At 69.7% G+C, this 23,044-nt stretch carries 18 protein-coding genes; 11 read left to right on the top strand and 7 right to left on the bottom strand.

Features of this window, described 5'->3' with window-relative positions; translation table 11 throughout:
* Positions 1 to 16: 16 nt before the first annotated feature.
* The 4 genes from ACZ470_RS33135 to ACZ470_RS33120 form a co-directional block, all read right to left on the bottom strand.
* Positions 17 to 1,633 carry a glycerol-3-phosphate dehydrogenase/oxidase gene (locus tag ACZ470_RS33135; RefSeq protein ID WP_468433272.1) on the bottom strand — a complete coding sequence of 539 codons (1,617 nt, stop codon included), beginning with the start codon at positions 1,631 to 1,633 and terminating at the stop codon, positions 17 to 19.
* A gap of 9 nt (positions 1,634 to 1,642) precedes the next feature.
* Positions 1,643 to 3,181, bottom strand: a complete 1,539-nt coding sequence (glpK, locus tag ACZ470_RS33130; RefSeq protein ID WP_468433270.1) for a glycerol kinase GlpK — start codon at positions 3,179 to 3,181, stop codon at positions 1,643 to 1,645.
* A gap of 84 nt (positions 3,182 to 3,265) precedes the next feature.
* Positions 3,266 to 4,060 carry an MIP/aquaporin family protein gene (locus tag ACZ470_RS33125; RefSeq protein ID WP_468433268.1) on the bottom strand — a complete coding sequence of 265 codons (795 nt, stop codon included), beginning with the start codon at positions 4,058 to 4,060 and terminating at the stop codon, positions 3,266 to 3,268.
* Positions 4,061 to 4,398: 338 nt separating this feature from the next.
* On the bottom strand, positions 4,399 to 5,163 hold the full coding sequence (locus tag ACZ470_RS33120) for an IclR family transcriptional regulator (protein WP_468433266.1): 765 nt from the start codon (positions 5,161 to 5,163) through the stop codon (positions 4,399 to 4,401).
* A 299-nt stretch (positions 5,164 to 5,462) separates the two neighbouring features.
* On the opposite strand from ACZ470_RS33120, the gene metH reads away from it, so the two are divergent.
* The 3 genes from metH (at position 5,463) to ACZ470_RS33105 (ending at position 11,883) form a co-directional block, all read left to right on the top strand.
* Positions 5,463 to 8,975: a methionine synthase gene (gene metH, locus ACZ470_RS33115; RefSeq protein WP_468433264.1), complete on the top strand. Its 3,513-nt coding sequence runs from the start codon at positions 5,463 to 5,465 to the stop codon at positions 8,973 to 8,975.
* Positions 8,976 to 9,162: 187 nt separating this feature from the next.
* Complete coding sequence (locus ACZ470_RS33110; protein ID WP_468433262.1) at positions 9,163 to 9,864, top strand: HAD family hydrolase; 702 nt, start codon at positions 9,163 to 9,165, stop codon at positions 9,862 to 9,864.
* Between the two features lie 411 nt (positions 9,865 to 10,275).
* Positions 10,276 to 11,883: an ABC transporter substrate-binding protein gene (locus ACZ470_RS33105; protein ID WP_468433260.1), complete on the top strand. Its 1,608-nt coding sequence runs from the start codon at positions 10,276 to 10,278 to the stop codon at positions 11,881 to 11,883.
* Between the two features lie 76 nt (positions 11,884 to 11,959).
* Here ACZ470_RS33105 and ACZ470_RS33100 read toward each other — a convergent pair whose 3' ends face one another.
* Together ACZ470_RS33100 and ACZ470_RS33095 are read right to left on the bottom strand one after the other, a co-directional pair.
* Entirely contained in the window at positions 11,960 to 12,631 is a 672-nt protein-coding gene (locus tag ACZ470_RS33100; RefSeq protein WP_018570356.1) for a response regulator, read from the bottom strand.
* A 14-nt stretch (positions 12,632 to 12,645) separates the two neighbouring features.
* Positions 12,646 to 13,572 carry a RecB family exonuclease gene (locus ACZ470_RS33095; RefSeq protein ID WP_468433258.1) on the bottom strand — a complete coding sequence of 309 codons (927 nt, stop codon included), beginning with the start codon at positions 13,570 to 13,572 and terminating at the stop codon, positions 12,646 to 12,648.
* Positions 13,573 to 13,750: 178 nt separating this feature from the next.
* Here ACZ470_RS33095 and ACZ470_RS33090 point away from each other — a divergent pair, with 178 nt between their 5' ends.
* From ACZ470_RS33090 to ACZ470_RS33080, 3 genes are all read left to right on the top strand, one after another.
* Complete coding sequence (locus tag ACZ470_RS33090; protein WP_468433256.1) at positions 13,751 to 15,295, top strand: site-2 protease family protein; 1,545 nt, start codon at positions 13,751 to 13,753, stop codon at positions 15,293 to 15,295.
* Between the two features lie 47 nt (positions 15,296 to 15,342).
* On the top strand, positions 15,343 to 16,245 hold the full coding sequence (locus ACZ470_RS33085) for a tRNA (adenine-N1)-methyltransferase (RefSeq protein WP_366750754.1): 903 nt from the start codon (positions 15,343 to 15,345) through the stop codon (positions 16,243 to 16,245).
* Positions 16,246 to 16,486: 241 nt separating this feature from the next.
* Positions 16,487 to 17,068, top strand: a complete 582-nt coding sequence (locus tag ACZ470_RS33080) for a hypothetical protein (RefSeq protein WP_468433254.1) — start codon at positions 16,487 to 16,489, stop codon at positions 17,066 to 17,068.
* 78 nt (positions 17,069 to 17,146) lie between these two features.
* On the opposite strand, the gene ACZ470_RS33075 is transcribed toward ACZ470_RS33080, so the two are convergent.
* Positions 17,147 to 17,452, bottom strand: coding sequence for a ferredoxin (locus ACZ470_RS33075; RefSeq protein WP_468433252.1), 306 nt, complete (start codon positions 17,450 to 17,452; stop codon positions 17,147 to 17,149).
* 245 nt (positions 17,453 to 17,697) lie between these two features.
* Between ACZ470_RS33075 and arc the strand changes: the two genes are divergently transcribed.
* The 5 genes from arc to prcB all read left to right on the top strand — a co-directional run bounded on the left by arc (position 17,698) and on the right by prcB (position 23,041).
* Positions 17,698 to 19,464, top strand: a complete 1,767-nt coding sequence (gene arc, locus ACZ470_RS33070; RefSeq protein WP_468433250.1) for a proteasome ATPase — start codon at positions 17,698 to 17,700, stop codon at positions 19,462 to 19,464.
* 231 nt (positions 19,465 to 19,695) lie between these two features.
* On the top strand, positions 19,696 to 21,207 hold the full coding sequence (gene dop / locus ACZ470_RS33065; RefSeq protein WP_468433247.1) for a depupylase/deamidase Dop: 1,512 nt from the start codon (positions 19,696 to 19,698) through the stop codon (positions 21,205 to 21,207).
* A gap of 178 nt (positions 21,208 to 21,385) precedes the next feature.
* The gene (locus ACZ470_RS33060) at positions 21,386 to 21,604 is read left to right on the top strand and encodes a ubiquitin-like protein Pup (RefSeq protein ID WP_468433245.1); all 219 of its coding nucleotides are present in this window, start codon (positions 21,386 to 21,388) and stop codon (positions 21,602 to 21,604) included.
* A gap of 127 nt (positions 21,605 to 21,731) precedes the next feature.
* Positions 21,732 to 22,244, top strand: coding sequence for an endonuclease VII domain-containing protein (locus ACZ470_RS33055; RefSeq protein ID WP_468433243.1), 513 nt, complete (start codon positions 21,732 to 21,734; stop codon positions 22,242 to 22,244).
* Positions 22,196 to 23,041, top strand: coding sequence for a proteasome subunit beta (gene prcB, locus ACZ470_RS33050; RefSeq protein WP_468433242.1), 846 nt, complete (start codon positions 22,196 to 22,198; stop codon positions 23,039 to 23,041). Before ACZ470_RS33055 ends, prcB begins: the two co-directional genes overlap by 49 nt.
* The last annotated feature ends 3 nt before the right edge of the window (positions 23,042 to 23,044 follow it).

Genomic DNA, 23,044 nt, shown 5'->3' with positions numbered 1-23,044 from the left:
AGCCGGGGACTTGCGGTCACCTCTTGTCGAGCAGGTCCTGGACGTTGGCGCGGACCTCGTCGGTGGCCAGGCCCCGGATCGTCAGGGTGGTGCGGCGGCGCAGCACGTCGTCCGCGGTCTGAGCCCACTCGTGGTCCCGGGCCCAGACGACCTGCGCCCAGATCTCCGGGGCGTCGGGGTGGACCCGCTGGGCCAGCGCCGGGTCGTCGTTGGCCAGCCGGGCGATGTCGAACGCCAGCGAGCCGTAGTGGGTGGCCAGGTGCCTGGCGGTGTCCGCCGCCATGCGCGGGCCGGGCGCCGGGCCGTCCACCAGCAGGCGGTGGGCCACCGCGCGCGGGTTGGCCACACCGGGCAGCGGCAGCTTCTTCGGCAGCGCGGCGACCGGCTCGAAGTCGTCGCCCAGCGGGTGCCCCGGAAGCTCTTGGAGCTTGCGCATCACCGTACGGCCGATGTGGCGGAACGTGGTCCACTTGCCGCCCGCGACGGACAGCATCCCGCCCCGGCCCTCGGTGACGACCGTCTCCCGCTTGGCCTTGGCCGTGTCCCCGGGGCCGCCCGGCAGCACCCGCAGACCGGCGAAGGCGTACGTGATCAGATCACGGTCGAGCTGCTGGTCGCGGATGGAGAACGCGGCCTCGTCGAGTATCTGGGCGATGTCCTTGTCGTTGACCGCGACATCCGCCGGGTCGCCCTCGAACTCCTCGTCGGTCGTGCCGAGCAGCAGCATGTCCTCCCAGGGAAGGGCGAAGGTGATCCGGTACTTGTCGATGGGCGTGGCCAGCGCGGCCCGCCAGGGGGCGGTCCGCTTCAGGACCAGATGCGCGCCCTTCGACAGACGGATGGACGGCGCCGCGTTCGCGTCCTCCATTCGGCGCAGGTGGTCGACCCACGGGCCGGTCGCGTTCAGTACGAGCCGGGCGTTCACCCCGAACTCGTCGCCCGAGAGACGGTCCCGCAGCTCGGCACCGGTGACCCGGCCCCGGGTGAAGCGCAGGCCCGTCACCTCGGCGTGGTTGAGGACGACCGCGCCGGACTCGGCCGCCGCGCGGACCGTCATCAGCGCCATGCGCGCGTCGTTCATCTGGTCGTCGCCGTACACGGCCACGGCCTTGAGGTTCTCGGTGCGCAGCTCCGGCACGTCCTGCGCGGCCTTGGCCGGCGAGAGCAGGTGGCCGACGCCGTCGCCGAAGGCGGACAGCGCCGAGTACGCGAAGACGCCGGCCCCGAGCTTGGCCGCGCCGTGCGGCCCGCCCTTGTACACGGGGAGGTAGAACGTGAGCGGGTTCGCCAGGTGGGGGGCCACCTGGCGGGAGACCGCACGGCGCTCGAAGTGGTTCTCCGCGACCAGCTTCACCGCGCCGGTCTGGAGGTAGCGCAGACCGCCGTGGAGCAGCTTGGAGGAGGCGGAGGAGGTGGCGCCGGCGAAGTCACCGGCGTCCACCAGGGCCACCCTGAGGCCGGACTGCGCGGCGTGCCAGGCGGTGGAGATGCCCAGGATGCCGCCGCCGATCACGAGAAGGTCGTACGACGCCTTGGAGAGCTGCTCCCGGGTCTCGGCGCGGCTCGGGTTCGAGCCGGACGCCGGGTGCGTCCCCAGGGCAGGCACGGACTGCAGGGTGGACTGGGTGGTCATGGCGGTTTCTTACTCCTCGTCCTCGAGCCAGCCCATGGTCCGCTCGACGGCCTTGAGCCAGCTCTTGTACTCACGGTCGCGGGTCTCCGCGTCCATGCGGGGGGTCCACTCGGCGGCCCGCCGCCAGTTGGCGCGCAGGTCGTCGGTGCTGTTCCAGAAGCCGACGGCGAGGCCGGCGGCGTAGGCGGCGCCGAGGCAGGTGGTCTCGGCGACCATCGGGCGCACCACGGGGGCGTCCAGGAAGTCCGAGAGCGTCTGCATCAGCAGGTTGTTGGAGGTCATGCCGCCGTCGACCTTGAGGGCGGTCAGCTCCACGCCGGAGTCCTTCGTCATGGCGTCCGCGATCTCCCGCGTCTGCCAGGCGGTGGCCTCCAGCACGGCGCGCGCGAGGTGCGCCTTGGTGACGTACCGGGTGAGACCGGCGATCACACCGCGGGCGTCGGAGCGCCAGTACGGGGCGAACAGTCCGGAGAAGGCCGGTACGAAGTAGGCGCCGCCGTTGTCCTCGACGGAGAGCGCGAGGGTCTCGATCTCGGCGGCGGTGGAGATGAGGCCCATCTGGTCGCGCATCCACTGCACCAGGGAGCCGGTGACGGCGATCGAGCCCTCCAGGGCGTAGACCGGCTTCTGGTCGCCGATCCGGTAGCCGACCGTGGTCAGCAGGCCGCTGTAGGAGTTGATGATCTTGTCGCCGGTGTTCATCACCATGAAGGTGCCGGTGCCGTACGTCGACTTGGTCTCGCCCTCGGCGAAGCAGGTCTGGCCGAAAAGGGCCGCCTGCTGGTCGCCGAGGGCGGAGGCGACGGGGATGCCGCCGAGCAGCTCGCCGAGCTTGCCGCCGGTGATCTCGCCGTAGACCTCGGCGGAGGAGCGGATCTCGGGCAGCATCGCCAGCGGGACGCCGATGGACTCGGCGATCTTCTCGTCCCACTGCATGGTGTGCAGGTTCATCAGCATCGTGCGGGACGCGTTGGTGACGTCGGTGACGTGGTGGCCGCCGTTGGTGCCACCGGTCAGGTTCCAGATGACCCAGGTGTCCATGGTGCCGAAGAGGATGTCGCCGGCCTCGGCGCGCTCCTTGAGGCCCTCGACGTTGTCGAGCAGCCAGCGGGCCTTGGGGCCGGCGAAGTAGGAGGCGAGGGGCAGGCCGGTCTCGCGGCGGAAGCGGTCCTGGCCGACGTTGCGGCCGAGCTCGCGGCAGAGGGCGTCGGTGCGGGTGTCCTGCCAGACGATGGCGTTGTGGACCGGCTCACCGGTGTTCCTGTCCCACAGCACGGTGGTCTCGCGCTGGTTGGTGATGCCGATGGCCTTGATGTCGTCGCGGGTGATGCCGGCCTTCTCGATGGCTCCGGCGACGACCTCCTGGACGTTGGTCCAGATCTCGGTGGCGTCGTGCTCCACCCAGCCCGGCTTGGGGAAGATCTGCTCGTGCTCCTTCTGGTCGACGGAGACGATGCGCCCGTCGCGGTCGAAGACGATGCAGCGGGAGGAGGTGGTGCCCTGGTCGATGGCGGCAATGAACGGGCCGGCGGTGTGGGCGTCGGTCACTGTGTGCTCCTGGGAGTTCCTTGGTTACGGGGCAGTACGTACGGCGCTGCTACAGCATTCGGGATTTCGCGGCGACCTGGCGAGCTACGCGAAGGCGACGTTGTAGACACCGGCCGCGATGGCGCCGCCGATGAGCGGACCGACCACCGGGATCCAGGCGTAGGACCAGTCGGAGCCGCCCTTGTTGGGCAGCGGCAGCAGGGCGTGGACGACGCGCGGACCGAGGTCACGGGCCGGGTTGATCGCGTATCCGGTCGGGCCGCCGAGCGACAGACCGATGGAGACGACGACGAGCGCCGTGATCAGACCGCCCAGCACGCCGAGGCCGTTGCCCGCGTCGTTCAGGCCCTGGGTGAGGACGGCGAGCAGCAGCACGAAGGTGCCGATGATCTCCGTGGTGAGGTTCTGCACCGTGTTGCGGATCTCCGGGCCGGTGGAGAAGACGCCGAGCACGGGGCCCGCGCCCTTCTCCTGCGCCTCGACCGCCTTGGCGGCGGTGGCCTGCGCGCCCGGACCGCCGACGATCTCCTTGTCGGTGAGGTGGGCCTGGAACTGGCCGTAGTAGGCCAGCCAGACCAGAGCCGCGCCGATCATCGCGCCGAGGAACTCTCCGGCGAAGTAGGTCGGAACGTTGCTCCACTCACCGTCCTTGATGGCGAGCGCCACGGTGACGGCCGGGTTGAGGTGGGCGCCGGAGAGCGGTCCGGATATGTACACCGCCGTCATGACGGCGAAGCCCCACCCGAAGGCGATGGCGAGCCAGCCGGCGTTACGGGCCTTGGAGGCCTTCAATGTCACGGCGGCACACACGCCGCCGCCGAGCAGGATGAGTATGGCGGTACCGATGGTCTCGCCGATGAAGATGTCGGAGCTGGACACCCGCGACTCCTTTGTCCTTCGTCCAGGGAGCCGACCCCCGGGTCCCACCGGGGATTGGCGCCCTCAGGGGTGAGAGCGATGCCGGCCCTTGGCGTTGTCACACTCTAGCGCGTATTGCCGGTAGGTGTTCGACAATGCCGACCGATGGACGGGAGTCTTTCCCGGAGCCACCCGGGCGTCAAGGGTTTGGTTATCGAAAGCGCGATCGTTATTGATCGCCGCGGGTTATCGATCTTCGGGCCACTACGTCGCTCATGCCCCGTATGTCCGCATCAGGGTACGGATGTGACCGGAATGCCGTAAGGCATCCCGGTCGTCCGGTCATCCCGGTGTTCCGCTCAGAAGCGCCCGGCGCCCAGATCCCGCGACACCGCGCGGGCGCAGTCCCGTACCGCCGCGATCAGCTCGGGCCGCAGCTCGCCGTCCCGGCGCAGCCGCTCCACCGCCCCGGTGACGCCCACCGCGCCCACCGGCATGCGGCGCCGGTCGTGGATGGGCGCCGCCACCGAGGCGACGCCCTCCCAGGTCTCCTCCACGTCCGCCGCGTAACCCCGCGCGCGTGTGAGGTCGAGGATGTGCTCGAAGCCGTCCAGATCGCACACCGTGCGGTCCGTGAAGGCCTTGCGGTCGGCCTCCAGGGCCTCGCTGTGGGCCACGGGGTCGTAGGCCGACAGCACCTTGCCCAGGGCCGTGGAGTGCAGCGGCTGCATGGCCCCTATCTCCAGGACCTGCCGGCTGTCGTCGGGCCGGAAGACGTGGTGCACGATCAGCACGCCCTGCTGGTGCAGCACCCCGAGGTAGACGCTCTCGCCGCTGGAGCGGGCCAGGTCGTCCGTCCACACCAGGGCGCGTGCCCGCAGCTCGTGCACGTCCAGATACGTGGTGCCCAGGCGCAGCAGCTCGGCGCCCAGCTGGTAGCGCCCGGAGGCGTCGTCCTGCTCGACGAAGCCCTCCTGCTGGAGGGTGCGCAGGATGCCGTGGGCGGTGCCCTTGGCGAGGCCCAGCGACGAGGCGATGTCCGACAGGCCGAGCCGGCGCTCACCACCCGCGAGCAGCCGCAGCATCGCTGCCGCCCGTTCGAGCGACTGGATGTTCCGTGCCATCGCCGTACTGCCTCCGTCCCCTTCGACCGTCGACCCGCGACGCGCCGCTGCCGCTGTTCGGCAATGTCGAACACTACCGGTCGATGCCGACCTCTCGCTAATGGTCGGTCCTGATCGGTTCCGCCACCCGTACTCCGAACGTCGACTGTCGGCCATCATCGTCCGCCCCGTGGACGCCCTGAACATCAGGGCGAGGTCCCCGATACCCTGGCGGGGTGCGCCCAGCCGGGGACGCTCGGACACGGGCATCCCGGGCAGCCGCAAAGCCGACAGCCGTCGCACCTGAGGGAGCCCCTTTCATGGCCTCGTTGCCGCTGACCCCTTCCGCCGACAGCCGGACCCGTGTGTCCGCCCTCCGTGAGGCACTCGCCACCCGAGTGGTGGTGGCCGACGGTGCCATGGGCACCATGCTCCAGGCACAGGACCCCACACTCGAGGACTTCGAGAACCTCGAGGGCTGCAACGAGATCCTGAACCTGACCCGGCCCGACATCGTCCGTTCGGTCCACGCCGAGTACTTCGACGCCGGAGTCGACTGCGTCGAGACCAACACCTTCGGCGCCAACCTCACCGCCCTGGGCGAGTACGACATCGCGGAGCGCGTCGCCGAGCTGTCCGAGGCGGGTGCCCGCATCGCCCGCGAGACGGCGGACGAGTTCGCCGCGCGGGACGGCCGCACCCGCTGGGTGCTGGGCTCGATGGGCCCCGGCACCAAGCTGCCCACCCTCGGCCACACCACCTTCACCGCCATCCGCGACGCCTACCAGCAGAACGCCGAGGGTCTTCTCGCGGGCGGCGCCGACGCGCTGCTCGTGGAGACCACCCAGGACCTGCTCCAGACCAAGGCCTCCGTCGTGGCCGCCCGCCGCGCGATGGAGATCGCCGGGTTCGAGGTCCCGCTGATCGTCTCCGTCACGGTCGAGACCACCGGCACCATGCTGCTCGGCTCCGAGATCGGCGCCGCGCTCACCGCGCTGGAGCCGCTGGGCATCGACATGGTCGGCCTGAACTGCGCGACCGGCCCGGCCGAGATGAGCGAGCACCTGCGCTACCTCGCCCGCCACTCCCGCATCCAGCTGTCGTGCATGCCGAACGCCGGCCTGCCGGAGCTCACCAAGGACGGCGCCCGCTACCCGCTGTCCCCGGGAGAGCTGGCGGACGCCCAGGAGACCTTCGTCCGCGACTACGGCCTGTCCCTGGTGGGCGGCTGCTGCGGTACGACGCCCGAGCACCTGCGGCAGCTGGTGGAGCGGGTGCGCGGTCTGGCCCCGGCGGAGCGCGACCCGCGCCCGGAGCCGGGCGCGGCCTCCCTCTACCAGACCGTCCCCTTCCGCCAGGACACCTCCTACCTGGCGATCGGCGAGCGCACGAACGCCAACGGCTCGAAGAAGTTCCGCGAGGCGATGCTCGAGGGCCGCTGGGACAACTGCGTGGAGATGGCCCGGGAGCAGATCCGCGAGGGCGCGCACATGCTGGACCTGTGCGTGGACTACGTGGGCCGGGACGGCGTCGCCGACATGGAGGAGCTGGCCGGGCGTTTCGCGACCGCCTCCACGCTCCCGATCGTGCTCGACTCCACCGAGGTCGACGTCATCCGCGCCGGGCTGGAGAAGCTCGGCGGCCGCGCGGTGATCAACTCGGTGAACTACGAGGACGGCGACGGCCCCGAGTCCCGGTTCGCCCGCGTCACCCGGCTGGCCCAGGAGCACGGCGCCGCCCTGATCGCGCTGACCATCGACGAGGAGGGCCAGGCCCGCACCGCCGAGAAGAAGGTCGAGATCGCCGAACGGCTGATCGCCGACCTCACCGGCAACTGGGGCATCCGCGAGGAGGACATCCTCGTCGACTGTCTGACCTTCACCATCTGCACCGGCCAGGAGGAGTCCCGCAAGGACGGCCTCGCCACCATCGAGGGCATCCGCGAGCTGAAGAAGCGCCACCCGAAGGTGCAGACCACGCTGGGCCTGTCGAACATCTCCTTCGGCCTCAACCCGGCCGCGCGCATCCTGCTGAACTCCGTGTTCCTCGACGAGTGCGTCAAGGCCGGCCTGGACTCGGCGATCGTGCACGCGTCGAAGATCCTGCCCATCGCCCGCTTCAGCGACGAGGAGGTCCGTACGGCCCTGGACCTCATCCACGACCGCCGCAGCGAGGGCTACGACCCGCTCCAGAAGCTCATGCAGCTGTTCGAGGGCGCCACCGCCAAGTCCCTCAAGGCCGGCAGGGCCGAGGAACTGGCCGCGCTGCCCCTGGAGGAGCGGCTGAAGCGCCGCATCATCGACGGCGAGCGCAACGGGCTCGAGCAGGATCTCGACGAGGCGCTGGAGACCCGTCCGGCGCTCGACATCGTCAACGACACCCTCCTGGACGGCATGAAGGTGGTCGGCGAGCTCTTCGGCTCCGGCCAGATGCAGCTGCCGTTCGTGCTCCAGTCCGCCGAGGTGATGAAGACCGCGGTGGCCCATCTGGAGCCCCACATGGAGAAGACCGACGAGGCCGGCAAGGGCACCATCGTGCTGGCCACCGTGCGCGGCGACGTCCACGACATCGGCAAGAACCTCGTCGACATCATCCTGTCGAACAACGGCTACAACGTCGTCAACCTGGGCATCAAGCAGCCCGTCTCCGCGATCCTGGACGCCGCCGACGAGCACAAGGCCGACGTCATCGGCATGTCCGGCCTGCTGGTGAAGTCCACGGTGATCATGAAGGAGAACCTGGAGGAGCTCAACCAGCGCGGCCTGGCCGCCGACTACCCGGTGATCCTCGGCGGCGCCGCCCTCACCCGCGCCTACGTCGAGCAGGACCTGCACGAGATCTACCAGGGCGAGGTCCGCTACGCCCGCGACGCCTTCGAGGGCCTGCGCCTGATGGACGCCCTCATCGGCATCAAGCGCGGAGTGCCGGGCGCGAAGCTGCCCGAGCTGAAGCAGCGCCGGGTCCGCGCGGCCACCGTCGAGATCGACGAGCGCCCCGAGGCCGGACACGTCCGCTCCGACGTCGCCACCGACAACCCCGTCCCCGAGCCTCCGTTCCGGGGCACCCGCGTCATCAAGGGCATCCAGCTCAAGGAGTACGCGAGCTGGCTCGACGAGGGCGCCCTCTTCAAGGGCCAGTGGGGTCTGAAGCAGGCCCGCTCCGGCGACGGGCCCACCTACGAGGAGCTGGTCGAGACCGAGGGCCGGCCCAGGCTGCGCGGACTCCTGGACCGGCTCCAGACGGAGAACCTGCTGGAGGCGGCCGTGGTCTACGGCTACTTCCCGTGCGTCTCCAAGGACGACGACCTGATCATCCTGGACGAGCAGGGCAACGAGCGCACCCGCTTCACCTTCCCGCGCCAGCGCCGCGGCCGCCGTCTGTGCCTGGCGGACTTCTTCCGCCCGGAGGAGTCGGGCGAGACGGACGTGGTCGGCCTCCAGGTCGTCACCGTCGGCTCCCGGATCGGCGAGGAGACGGCCCGGATGTTCGAGGCCAACGCCTACCGCGACTACCTCGAGCTGCACGGGCTGTCCGTGCAGCTGGCGGAGGCCCTCGCCGAGTACTGGCACGCCCGTGTGCGCTCCGAGCTCGGCTTCGCCGGCGAGGACCCGGAGGCCATGGAGGACATGTTCGCCCTGAAGTACCGGGGCGCCCGCTTCTCCCTCGGCTACGGCGCCTGCCCCGACCTGGAGGACCGCGCCAAGATCGCCGACCTGCTCGAGCCGGAGCGCATCGGCGTGCGGCTGTCCGAGGAGTTCCAGCTGCACCCCGAGCAGTCCACGGACGCCATCGTCATCCACCACCCGGAGGCCAAGTACTTCAACGCCCGGTGAGGCGCCCGTACAGCCAGTGAGGCGCCAGTACGCCCGGTGAGGCACTCGTACGCCCGCTGAGGGCCCGTGTGCCGCTTCACACGCCACATCCGGCGTTCGCGGCGCACACGACGTACACTGGTCGGTCCACCGCAGGCCGGTTCCCCTCGTGGGAACCGGCCTGATCGTCCCCGAAGGAGGTACGTGGATGACCAGTACGGTCCCCGCGCTCGGAACCCGTACGGCCGAAGGCTCGGCCCTCCAGGCCGTGCTCCTCGACATGGACGGCACCCTGGTGGACACCGAGGGCTTCTGGTGGGACGTCGAGGTCGAGGTCTTCGCCTCCCTCGGCCACACCCTCGACGACTCCTGGCGCCATGTCGTGGTCGGCGGCCCCATGACCCGCAGCGCGGGGTTCCTCATCGAGGCGACCGGTGCCGACATCGGTCTCGCCGAGCTGACGGTGCTGCTCAACGACGGCTTCGAGGACCGCATCGACCACGCCCTGCCGCTGATGCCGGGCGCCGCGCGGCTGCTCGCCGAGCTGTCCGAGCACGAGATCCCCACGGCGCTCGTCTCCGCGTCCCACCGGCGCATCATCGACCGGGTGCTGACCACGCTGGGCCCGCAGCACTTCGCGCTGTCGGTCGCCGGTGACGAGGTGCCCCGCACGAAGCCGCACCCCGACCCCTATCTGGCGGCCGCCGCGGGGCTCGGTGTGGACCCGCTGCGGTGCGCGGTCGTCGAGGACACGGTGACCGGTGTCACCGCCGCCGAGGCGGCGGGCTGCCAGGTCGTCGCGGTGCCCTCGGTGGGCCCGATCACACCGGCCGTCCGGCGCACGGTCGTCCCCTCCCTGGAAGTCGTGGACCTGACATTCCTGCGCGGTCTGATGACGGAAATGCGCTAGGCGTTCACCCAGCGCAGCGGTGTTACCGCCGGAATGTCGTCGAAAGAATTCGACGGCCTGCGGATGGCTGAATTCCGGCCCCATGGAACCTCTTTTCACATGTGACGTTCGCCACATGGAAGGGGGTCGACAACGATGTCCAGGTGTGCCTTCCGCACCATTTCGGAGGTCACCGGTGTGCCCTTGTGTCCCGATTGATGGAAACCTGCACTAATCCTTCCCTGGTCGCCTTTACCGGTGCGTTCACACCCGGTTCCGCTCCGTGATGAGCCCTCAACTCCGGCGGCTGCGAACCCTCCTGCGGGCGCGGACTAATCTCATCGCGAGAACCTCGCCCCCATCCTTGTGATCCGCTGCGACAACCCCTGCATGCCGGATACACGGAGTCGACAGTCCTGGAGAAACTCGAGCATGAACCGCAAGACTTTGGTGCTGGCGGCCGCGATGGGCCTGCTCGCGCCGGTGCTCGCCGCCTGTGGCGACACCGAGGGCGGGAGCGGCGACGGCGATGCGATCGTCGTGGGCACCACGGACCGGTTCACCGCATCGGAAGACGAGGGCCTTTCGCCCCTCGACCCGGCCTGGGCCTACGACGTCGGTACCTGGAACATCCTGCGGCAGACCGTCCAGACCCTGATGGTCCAGCCCCGCGGTGACGGCGAGCCGGTCCCCGACGCCGCCGAGACGTGCGGCTTCACCGACGCCGGCAACGAGCGCTACAGCTGCACCCTGCGTGACGGCCTGAAGTTCTCGAACGGCGACGAGATCACCGCGGAGGACGTCAAGTTCTCCATCGAGCGCGCCCTCTCCCTCGAGGGCGACAGCGGCGTCTTCGCGCTGCTGTCCACCATCGACACCGTCGAGACGCAGGGCGACCGCGAGGTGATCTTCCACCTCAAGAGCGCCGACGCCACCTTCCCGTACAAGCTGTCCACCCCGGTCGCCGGCATCGTCAACGCGGACGACTACGACAAGGGCAAGCTGCGCGAGGGCTTCGACGTCGACGGCTCCGGCCCGTACACCCTCGAGAGCAAGGTCGAGGACGGCGCGCTGGTCCGGGCCACCTTCTCCAAGAACCCCTCGTACAAGGGCGCGTTGGAGGTCAACAACGACAAGGTCGAGCTGGTCTCCTACGAGAGCGCCGAGGCCATGGGCGAGGCGCTGGAGAGCGGCGACATCGACATGATGACCCGCAGCATGTCGCCGGAGCAGATCCAGAAGCTCGGCAACGCCACCGACGGGGAGATCGAGCTCGTCGAGTCGCCCGGCCTGGAGATCCGGTACCTGGCCTTCAACACCGACGCCCAGACCGTGAAGGACAAGGCCGTCCGCCAGGCGATGGCCCAGGTCATCAACCGCAGCGAACTGGTCGGCAAGGTCTACGGCTCCCAGGCCGAGCCGCTGTTCTCCCTGGTCCCCGCCGGTATCGCGGGCCACTCCAACGCGTTCTTCAACAAGTACGGCGACCCGAACCTGAACAAGGCCCGGCAGCTGCTCCAGGAGGCCGGCGTCACCACCCCGGTGAAGCTGACCCTCCACTACACGACCGACCACTACGGTCCCGCCACCAAGGCCGAGTTCGAGCAGCTGAGCAAGCAGCTCAACGACAGCGGCCTGTTCGAGACCGACACCAAGGGCACCGCCTGGTCCGAGTTCCGCCCGGCCGGTCAGAAGGGCAAGTACGACGTCTACGGCATGGGCTGGTTCCCCGACTACCCGGACGCCGACGCCTTCCTCGCGCCCTTCCTCGACGAGGACAACTTCCTCAACTCGCCCTACGCCAACCCCGAGATCCGCAAGGAGCTGATCCCGGAGTCGCGCCGCCAGGCCGACCGGCTGTCCGCCTCCGACAGCCTGACGGAGATCCAGGACATCGTCGCCGACGACGTCCCGGTGCTCCCGCTGTGGCAGGGCAAGCAGTACGTCGCCGCCCGCGACGACATCACCGGCACCGCCTACGCCCTCAACTCCTCGGCGACGCTTCAGCTCTGGGAGCTCGGCCGCGGCGTCAGCGACTGACGAGCGCCGGTACACGACGAGGGCGCCCTCCCGGTGGGGAGGGCGCCCTCGGTCGTATCCGACGCAGCCGGCCGCGCTACTGTGCGCCGGGGCGCACCAGCCCGCTCTCGTACGCGTACACCGCCGCCTGCACCCGGTCGCGCAGGCCCAGCTTCGTCAGCACATGACCGACGTGCGTCTTGACCGTCGTCTCGCTGACGAACAGATCGGCGGCGATCTCCGCGTTGGACAGCCCGCGCGCCACCAGCTTCAGCACCTCGACCTCACGGTCGGTCAGCGTGTGCAGCGTGTCCGGCACCGGCTCGTCACCGGACGGCAGATGCGTGGCGTACTTGTCCAGCAGCCGGCGCGTGATGCTCGGCGCGAGCATCGCCTCCCCGGCGGCCACCACACGGATCGCCTGCACCAGCTCATTGGCCGGGGCGTCCTTCAACAGGAAGCCGCTGGCCCCCGCCCGCAGCGCCTCCACCACGTACTCGTCGAGATCGAACGTCGTCAGCACCAGCACCTTCGCCGGCCCGTCCCGCTCGGGCCCGGTGATCTGCCGGGTCGCCTCCACTCCGTCCATCCGCGGCATACGGATGTCCATCAGCACCACATCGGGCTGCAACGCCCGCACCTGGTCCAGGGCCTGGAGGCCGTCTCCGGCCTCGCCGACGACCGCGATGTCCTGCTCGGCCTCCAGAATCATCCGGAACCCGGTGCGCAGCAGCGGCTGGTCGTCGACCAGTAGGACGCGGATGGCCACGTAAGTCTCCTTCGCTAGTCCGCACCCATTCTGCCCTCCGGGACCCCGCCGGACTCAGGCGCCCTCACCGGCAGGGGATACGGCGGGGGAGTGCCGCCGAACTCCGGGCAGTGGGCACGGTGGTCGCACCAGCCGCACAGCTTCGTGGGGCGCGGCCGCCAGTCACCCGTCTCCGTCGCCAGCCGGATCGCCTCCCACAGCGCCAGCAGCTTGCGCTCGACCCGCTCCAGATCGGCGAGCACCGGGTCGTAGGTCAGCACGTCACCACTGCCCAGATACACCAGCTGGAGCCGGCGCGGGACCACGTTCTTCAGCCGCCACACCACCAGGGCGTAGAACTTCATCTGGAACAGCGCGCCCTCGGCGTACTCCGGACGGGGCGCCTTGCCCGTCTTGTAGTCGACGATCCGCACCTCACCCGTGGGCGCCACGTCGACCCGGTCGATGATGCCGCGCAGTCTCAGCCCCGAGTCCAGCTCCGCCTCGACGAACAGCTCCCGCTCGGCCGGCTCCAGCCGGCTCGGATCCTCCAGCGTGAACCAGCGCTCGACCAGCGCCTCCGCCTCCGACAGCCAGCGCGCCAGCCGCTCGCCCTCCGGGTCGTCGGCGAACAGCTCCACGATCTCCGGCCGGCTCTCGCGCAGCCGGTCCCACTGACCCGGGATCAGCGACTTCGCCCGCGGCGCGGTGCGCTCGGCGGCCGGGGCGTCGAAGAGACGCTCCAGCACCGCGTGCACCAGCGTGCCCCGGGTCGCCGCCTCGCTCGGCTTCTCCGGCAGCCGGTCGATGACCCGGAACCGGTACAGCAGCGGGCACTGCATGAAGTCACTCGCACGCGAGGGGGACAGCGAGGCGGGCGGTATGGCGACCGTGTCCGCTCGTACGCCCTCTGTGACCGGACCGCCGTCGGCCCGCTCCCCGCCCTCGATGCTCGTCTCCATGCCCACAGACCTTACGGCCCGCCACTGACACAGCGGTGTGACGGTGGGGCGCGGGCGCCGCGACGAACGGGAAGAGACGGGGGTGCCGGGGCGGAACACGCGGCGCAGGCCGCATACCATCGACACGAGACCCTCCCGTCCGGCAGGCGCGGGAGACGCAGCGAACGAGGGGACACCGGTGGACGTAAGCGGCGGGCGCGGACAGCCGCGGCCCGGCAACGACGAGTCGGCCGACCGCACGGGCCCTCAGCCCCCGGCCCCCGAGCCCGGCCACCCCACCGACGGCCCCGCGCGCCCCGCACCCACGGAGGAGCCCGCCGACGAGCGGCCCGACGGCGCCCCCGAGCACCCCCGGCCCACGGACGCAGATGCGGACGACGCCTCAGGGCCCGCCCAGCCGGAACCTCCCGTCCAGCCGGAACCACAGGCCCCGGAGCCGCAGACCGAAGCCGCCGCCGACGAAGGCAAGGGCAAGGGCAAGGAACCTCACGACGACCACCACACCCCCGAGGGCCGCCCCCTCGCGCACTCCGGCGCCGGTCAGGCATCGCCGCCCCAGCGGCCCCAGGAGCCGCAGCGAGGCGGACTGCTGATGGGACGGCCCTTCGGGGTGCCCGTCTACGTGGCGCCCAGCTGGTTCCTCGTCGCCATCCTCATCACCTGGGTCTTCGGCGGACAGATCGACCGCGTACTGCCCGAGCTCGGCGCCGCCAGCTACCTGGTCTCCCTGTTCTTCGCCGTCGCCTTCTACGCCTCCGTACTGGTCCACGAGCTCGCCCACACGCTCGCCGCCCTCCGCTTCAAGCTCCCGGTGCGCCGCATCCAGCTCCAGTTCTTCGGCGGCGTCTCCGAGATCGAGAAGGAGGCCGAGACCCCTGGACGCGAGTTCGTGCTGGCCTTCGTCGGCCCCCTGCTCTCCCTCGTACTGTCCGGCCTGTTCTACCTCGCGCTACTGGCCGTCGACCCCAGCAGCGTCCCCGGCGTGCTCCTGGCCGGCCTGATGGTCTCCAACCTCATCGTCGCCGTCTTCAACCTCCTGCCCGGCCTCCCCCTGGACGGCGGCCGCATGCTCCGCGCCGTCGTCTGGGCCATCAGCGGCAAGCCGATGACCGGCACCATCGCCGCCGCCTGGGTCGGCCGCGCCCTCGCCGTCGCCGTACTCATCGGCCTCCCGCTGCTCACCCAGTCCGGGGCCCTCGGCTCCGACGCCGTGGACAACGTGGGCATGGACACCGTCCTGGACGCCCTGCTCGCCGCCATCCTCGCCGCGATCATCTGGACCGGCGCCGGCAACAGCCTGCGCATGGCCCGCCTGCGCGAACACCTCCCCGAACTGCGCGCCCGCAACCTCACCCGCCGCGCGGTGCCCGTCGAGACCGACACCCCCCTCTCCGAGGCCCTGCGCCGCGCCAACACCGCCGGCGCCCGCGCCCTGGTCGTCGTCGACCCCGACGGCGTCCCCCTCTCCCTGGTCCGCGAGGCCGCCATCGTCGGCGTACCCGAGCACCGCCGCCCCTGGGTCCCGGTCGGCGGACTCGCCCAGGAACTCACCGACGGCATGCGCGTCTCCGCCGAGCTCGCCGGGGAGGACCTCCTGGACGCCCTGCGCGCGACCCCGGCGACCGAGTACCTCGTGGTCGAGGAGACCGGCGAGATCTACGGCGTCCTCTCCGCGGCGGACGTGGAGCGCGCCTTCGTGAAGGCGATGGCAAGGCCCAGCTGAGCGCCCACGTGGTCGGCGGCCCCTCCGGCGACGGGTAGGCTGGTCACATGTCCGAACCGACCGGTGCCGCCCGCAGGCGCGGGCCCTTCAAGGTCGGGGACCAGGTTCAGCTGACCGACCCCAAGGGCCGCCACTACACGTTCACGCTCGAGGCCGGGAAGAACTTCCACACCCACAAGGGTTCCTTCCCCCACGACGAACTGATCGGCGCTCCCGAGGGCAGCGTTGTCCGCACCACCGGGAACGTCGCCTACCTCGCGCTGCGCCCCCTGCTCCCCGACTACGTCCTGTCCATGCCCCGCGGGGCAGCCGTCGTCTACCCGAAGGACGCGGGGCAGATCCTCGCCTTCGCCGACATCTTCCCCGGCGCGCGCGTCGTCGAGGCCGGCGTCGGCTCCGGCTCGCTCAGCAGCTTCCTGCTGCGCGCCATCGGCGACCAGGGCATGCTGCACTCCTACGAGCGCCGCGAGGACTTCGCCGACATCGCCCGGCAGAACGTCGAACGCTACTTCGGCGGCCCGCACCCCGCCTGGCAGCTCACCGTCGGAGACCTCCAGGACAACCTGTCCGACACCGACGTCGACCGCGTCATCCTCGACATGCTCGCCCCCTGGGAGTGCCTGGAGGCCGTCTCCAAGGCGCTCGTCCCCGGCGGCATCCTCTGCTGCTACGTCGCCACCACCACCCAGCTCGCCCGGACCGTCGAGTCCATCCGCGAGATCGGCTGCTTCAACGAGCCGACCGCCTGGGAGACGATGATCCGCAACTGGCACATCGAGGGCCTGGCCGTCCGCCCGGACCACCGCATGATCGGCCACACCGGCTTCCTGCTCACCGCACGCCGCCTCGCCGACGGCGTCGAGCCGCCCATGCGCCGCCGCCGCCCCGCCAAGGGCGCCTACGGCGAGGACTACGCCGGCCCCAACGCCGACGGAGGCACCGCCCGCTGACGCGGCCCGCCACCCTCCCCGCACAACGCACCGGCGCCGTGGCGCAGTTCCCAGTGATCCCCGGGAACCGCGCCACGGCGCCCGCGCGTTGACGCGACGGCAGGCGCGACGCGCGGACGGTGAACCCCTCCCGGTTCCCCGCGCACCGGAACTGCACACCCCCGCCGTTCCCCCCGTACTGTGACGTGTGGCACGATGCTGGCCACCCCCACCGGCACTGCCCTCACAGGAGACACTCCTCGTGCAGCCTTCCGCCGTCCCGGAGCTCGCCCACACGCACGCCCGGCCCATCCACTGGGTCGCCACCGCCACCGCACTCTCCGGTGTCGTGGCCCTCTCCTCCGTCCTCCAGCCCGACGCCGCCACCGCGGCGGCCCCCACGCCCGGACCGCACACGAAGAACGCGCCGGCGCACATCGCCCCGCCCGACCCCGCGGCCGTCGAGTTCCCCCTCGACTGCGGCCCGGTGAAGCTCGTGGTGAGGAAGAAGGCCTCCGGCGACCTCGACGGCGACGGACGCCCGGAGACGGTGGCCGTCGTCCGCTGCGACGCCCCGATGGGCACCCCGCCCGACGGCGTGTACGTCCTCACCCAGGCCGCGGGCAGCACCGAACCGCGCGTGGTCGCCACCCTCGTCGACCCCAAGGACCGCAACAACGTCGACGACTTCGCCGTGCGTGACGGCGAGATCACCGCCGCGCTCCTCGGCTACTCGTCCGCCGACGTGCCCAGTTGCTGCCCGGACGTGCGCGAGAGCGTGAAGTGGCGATGGGAGAACAGCGCGTTCGTGCGCACCACCCCGGCCGGCGCCAGGAGCGTGTGACCCACGCGCGGGCGCCGCGGGGCGCACGCCCCGGTGCTGTGAGAAATCAGACAGCCGTGACGCGACGTGTCAAACCGGTCACCCGGCGTCCGGCCCGTACACCTCGACGCTGTCCGAAACCCGACGCACGTGGATGCACTCGCCCGGACACTCCTTCGCGGAGTCGATCACATCCGTGAGCAGCGGCAGCGGCACGGGCGTTGTCGCCCCCCTGTCCTGCAACAACTCGTCCTGCGGGCTCTTCACATAGGCCAGGCCGTCGATGTCCAGCTCGAACACCTCGGGCGCGTACTGGGCGCAGATGCCGTCGCCGGTACACAGGTCCTGGTCGATCCAGACCTCCAGGGCCTCGCCGCCGACACCGGCCTCCTGCTGCACGCTCATCTCTCCTGCCGTTTCCTGCGTCGAGCCGGACGGGAATCCGGCCAGCTCTGACGGGTGTTGAACACTTCGACCCTACCTCCGCCTGGATTCCATTCATCTTCGGTGGGTATTCCCCTGGCGTGAGGGAGAGCGCAAGGGTGAAGATCGGACACACCCCGACCGTCTTTGTGATCTAGGGGTTTCAATCGACACCCGCCCAGGTAGGGTCTGGAAGCGTCCAGCTCCCCTTGGAGGAGGTGAGGACCGTGGCAGCCCACGACGACGACATGAACCGCGGCATCCGCCCAGGACGCGGGTCCGACGACCCGGCCGGGCAGATTGCCTATCTCGAGCAGGAAATCGCCGTCCTGCGACGCAAGCTCGCCGACTCTCCGCGACACACGAGGATTCTCGAAGAGCGGATCGTCGAGCTGCAGACCAACCTGGCCGGCGTGTCCGCCCAGAACGAACGACTCGCGGGCACGCTCCGTGAGGCCCGCGACCAGATCGTGGCCCTCAAGGAGGAGGTCGACCGGCTCGCACAGCCCCCGGCCGGCTTCGGTGTCTTCCTCACGGCGAACGAGGACGGCACCGCCGACATCTTCACCGGCGGCCGCAAGCTCCGGGTGAACGTCAGCCCCAGCGTCGAGCTGGAAGAGCTCCGGCGCGGCCAGGAAGTGATGCTCAACGAAGCGCTCAACGTGGTCGAGGCCATGGAGTTCGAGCGTGTCGGCGACATCGTCACCCTCAAGGAGATCCTCGAGGACGGCGAGCGGGCCCTGGTGCTCGGGCACACCGACGAGGAACGGGTGGTACGGCTCGCCGAGCCGCTGCTGGACGTCACCATCCGCCCCGGCGACGCCCTGCTCATGGAGCCCCGCTCCGGATACGTCTACGAGGTCGTCCCCAAGAGCGAGGTCGAGGAACTCGTCCTCGAGGAAGTCCCCGACATCGGCTACGAGCAGATCGGCGGCCTCGGCGGCCAGATCGAGGCCATCCGCGACGCGGTCGAGCTGCCGTACCTCTACCCCGACCTGTTCAAGGAGCACGAACTGCGCCCGCCGAAGGGCGTACTGCTCTACGGACCCCCCGGATGCGGAAAGACGCTCATCGCCAAGGCCGTCGCCAACTCGCTGGCCAAGAAGGTCGCCGAGGTCACCGGCCAGGCCGCCGGCAAGAGCTTCTTCCTCAACATCAAGGGCCCCGAGCTCCTGAACAAGTACGTCGGCGAGACCGAGCGGCAGATCCGCCTGGTCTTCCAGCGGGCCCGTGAGAAGGCCAGCGAGGGCACCCCCGTCATCGTCTTCTTCGACGAGATGGAGTCCCTCTTCCGCACCCGCGGCTCCGGCGTCAGCTCGGACGTGGAGAACACCATCGTCCCCCAGCTGCTCGCCGAGATCGACGGCGTGGAGGGCCTTCAGAACGTGGTCGTGATCGGCGCCTCCAACCGGGAGGACATGATCGACCCCGCCATCCTGCGGCCCGGCCGGCTGGACGTGAAGATCAAGATCGAGCGTCCGGACGCCGAGGCGGCCCAGGACATCTTCGGCAAGTACCTCACCGAGCGCCTCCCCCTGCACGGCGACGACCTCACCGAGCACGGCGGCGACAAGGCCATGACGGTCCAGAGCATGATCCAGACCGCCGTGGAACAGATGTACGCCGAATCCGAGGAAAACCGCTTCCTGGAAGTCACCTACGCCAATGGCGACAAGGAAGTCCTGTACTTCAAGGACTTCAATTCCGGCGCCATGATCGAGAACATCGTGGGCCGCGCCAAGAAGATGGCCATCAAGGACTTCCTGGAGAAGAACCAGAAGGGCCTCCGCGTCTCCCACCTGCTCCAGGCCTGCGTGGACGAGTTCAAGGAGAACGAGGACCTGCCCAACACCACCAACCCGGACGACTGGGCCCGCATCTCCGGAAAGAAGGGCGAACGGATCGTTTACATCCGGACGCTCATCACCGGAAAGCAGGGTGCGGACACCGGACGCTCCATCGACACGGTGGCGAACACCGGTCAGTACCTGTAAAAGCCAGGGCGGCTGCGGGTGCCCTCGACGGGTACCCGCAGCCGACTGCTTTTCGGGCCACGGCTGGAGCACAGCAATGACGCAAATGATCTCCCCACCAGCGCAAAGGCGTTCTAGGCTCTTCCGTACCGCCGAGTCGCGCAGTGCGGGGACGGGCACCGCACACGCACCGGAGCGCCGGCGGTACAGCAGCGCCCCCGACCGGGGACGCCGCCGGGCAAGGAGGGCCGCATGACCGTACGGCGAGTAATGGGCATCGAGACGGAGTACGGCATCTCCGTCCCCGGCCACCCCAATGCCAATGCCATGCTCACCTCGTCCCAGATCGTGAACGCCTACGCGGCGGCGATGCACCGGGCCCGCCGGGCCCGCTGGGACTTCGAGGAGGAGAACCCGCTGAGGGACGCGCGGGGCTTCGACCTCGCCCGTGAGGCCGCCGACGCCAGCCAGCTCACCGACGAGGACATCGGCCTGGCCAACGTGATCCTCACCAACGGCGCGCGGCTCTACGTCGACCACGCCCATCCGGAGTACAGCGCCCCCGAGGTCACCAACCCGCGCGACGCCGTGCTCTGGGACAAGGCCGGCGAGCGGATCATGGCCGAGGCGGCCGAACGGGCCGCCCAGCTCCCCGGTGCCCAGCCGATCCACCTGTACAAGAACAACACCGACAACAAGGGCGCGTCCTACGGCACGCACGAGAACTACCTGATGAAGCGGGAGACCCCCTTCTCGGACATCGTGCGCCACCTGACGCCGTTCTTCGTCTCCCGCCAGGTCTTCACCGGCGCCGGCCGCGTCGGCATCGGCCAGGACGGGCACGAGCACGGCTTCCAGCTCAGCCAGCGGGCGGACTACTTCGAGGTCGAGGTCGGCCTGGAGACGACGCTGAAGCGCCCGATCATCAACACCCGGGACGAGCCGCACGCCGACGCGGAGAAGTACCGGCGACTGCATGTGATCATCGGAGATGCCAATCTGTCGGAGATCTCGACCTACCTGAAGCTGGGCACGACGGCCCTGGTGCTTTCGATGATCGAGGACGGGTTCATCGCGGTGGACCTGGCGGTCGACCAGCCCGTGCGGACGCTGCACCAGGTCTCCCACGATCCCACGCTGAAGCGGCTCGTCACGCTGCGCAGCGGACGGACCCTGACCGCGGTCCAGCTCCAGATGGAGTACTACGAGCTGGCCCGCAAGTACGTCGAGGAACGCTTCGGGGCCGACGCCGACGACCAGACCAAGGACGTCCTCACGCGCTGGGAGGACACGCTCACCCGGCTGGAGAACGACCCGATGAGCCTGGCCGGCGAGCTGGACTGGGTCGCCAAGCGGGAGCTCATGGAGGGCTACCGGCGCAGGGACGGCCTGGACTGGGACGCCGCCCGGCTGCACCTGGTGGACCTCCAGTACGCGGACGTACGCCCCGAGAAGGGCCTGTACAACCGCCTGGTGGCCCGGGGCCGCATGAAGCGTCTGCTGGACGAGGGAGAGGTCGAGCGGGCCCGTACGGCGCCTCCCGAGGACACACGGGCGTACTTCCGCGGGCGGTGCCTGGAGCAGTACGCGGACGACGTCGCGGCGGCGTCCTGGGACTCGGTGATCTTCGATCTGCCGGGCCGCGACTCGCTCCAGCGGGTGCCAACCCTGGAACCGCTTCGCGGAACGCGTAATCACGTCAAGGAGCTCCTGGACCGCTGCCGTACGGCAGAAGACCTGGTCAGGGTGTTGTCCGGGAACTGAGCGGGTACCAGGGGTACCCGGGAAGGGCCGGCCGGACAGGGTGGAAGACGCCGGGTCCGGGAATCATCGAGGTGGTCCCCGTACGTTGGAGCAACTGCGGGGGCATTGTCGGACCCGGCGAGTAGGGTCTGATCTTGACCGAGCAAGTGTGTCGGGCGAACCGAGCGGGGTGAGGGTGATGGCGACCAAGGACACCGGCGGCGGACAGCAGAAGGCCACCCGGTCCACGGAGGAGGTCGAGGAGCAGGCGGCGGAGACGCAGGCTGCGGAGGACCTCAAGGAGCGTCAGGAAAAGCTGAGCGAGGACGTGGACGATGTTCTCGACGAGATCGACGACGTACTCGAGGCCAACGCCGAGGATTTCGTGAGGTCCTTCGTTCAGAAGGGCGGCCAGTAGGCCCGGTTTTACCTTCGATTGGAAGGTGAAGCGGGGGAAATGCCGAGTGAATCAAGATTCTGACGGAAAGCGCTGTTCGCGCTGCAAGCAGCACCTGCGTCGGGCGGCGTTCGCAAGCAACAAGGCGATGCCCGATGGCCTCCAGGCGTACTGCCGGGAATGCTCCGCCGAGTACTACCGGCAGCGTCAGGAGGCCAAGGGGAGGAGAGTCCGGGAGAGGGTGCCGGTCCCGCCGGGCCATAAGCGCTGTCCGCAGTGCGGAGAGGTGAAGGCGCACTCCGAGTGGGAGCGGAACAAGTCCTCGTCGGACGGCTGGGCGAGCTACTGCAGAGTGTGCCGGGCGGAGCGGAACCGGATCAGCTACTTCAAGCGCAAGTACGGGCTGACGCCAGTGGACTTGGACATGCTGGTCGCGGAACAACAAGGCGTCTGCTGTATCTGCCTTGTCGCACCCGCCGAGCATGTGGATCACTGCCATGAGACGGGTAGGGTCCGTGGCGTACTGTGCTTCAGCTGCAACGCTGCGCTGGGGCAGTTCAAGGATCGGCCCGATGCCATAAGGCGGGCTGCCGCATACGTGGAAGGAATCGCGTGGAAGCCAACACTCGTAGCACCGGGCGTCTACCAGCTGCCTTCCTGACGCCAGGATCTTCCTCCTTCATGGATTTCCTCTCCGAGCACCAGCCGGAACTTCTGCCGGGGAAGCGGTCGTTGCCGCCCGTCAAGGGCGTGATCGAGGCGCCGCACGGCACGACGATCGTGGCCGTGACCTTCCCGGGCGGTGTCGTGCTCGCCGGTGACCGGCGGGCCACGATGGGCAATGTGATCGCGCAGCGGGACATCGAGAAGGTGTTCCCGGCCGACGAGTACTCGGCGGTGGGCATCGCCGGTACGGCCGGGCTGGCGGTCGAGATGGTGAAGCTGTTCCAGCTGGAGCTGGAGCACTTCGAGAAGGTCGAGGGCGCGCAGCTGTCGCTGGAGGGCAAGGCGAACCGGCTGTCGACGATGATCCGCTCGAATCTGGGCATGGCCATGCAGGGGCTGGCCGTGGTCCCGTTGTTCGCGGGGTTCGACGTGGACCGGGACAAGGGGCGCATCTTCTCGTACGACGTCACGGGCGGGCGTTCCGAGGAGCAGGGGTACGCCGCCACGGGTTCCGGGTCGATCTTCGCGCGCGGTGCGATGAAGAAGCTGTTCCGGGACGACCTGAGTGAGGCCGAGGCCACCACGCTGGTGGTGCAGGCGCTGTACGACGCGGCAGACGACGACTCGGCGACCGGTGGTCCCGATGTCGCCCGCCGGATCTATCCGATCGTCACCGTGATCACCGAGGACGGCTTCCGCCGGCTCTCCGAGGACGAGGCGTCCGACATCGCCCGGTCGGTGCTGGAGCGGCGGCTGGAGCAGCCGGACGGTCCGCGGGCCTCGTTGCTCTAGTCC

The organism is Streptomyces sp. NPDC031111 (assembly GCF_055570675.1).
This window is presented reverse-complemented; position numbering and strand designations above follow the sequence as displayed.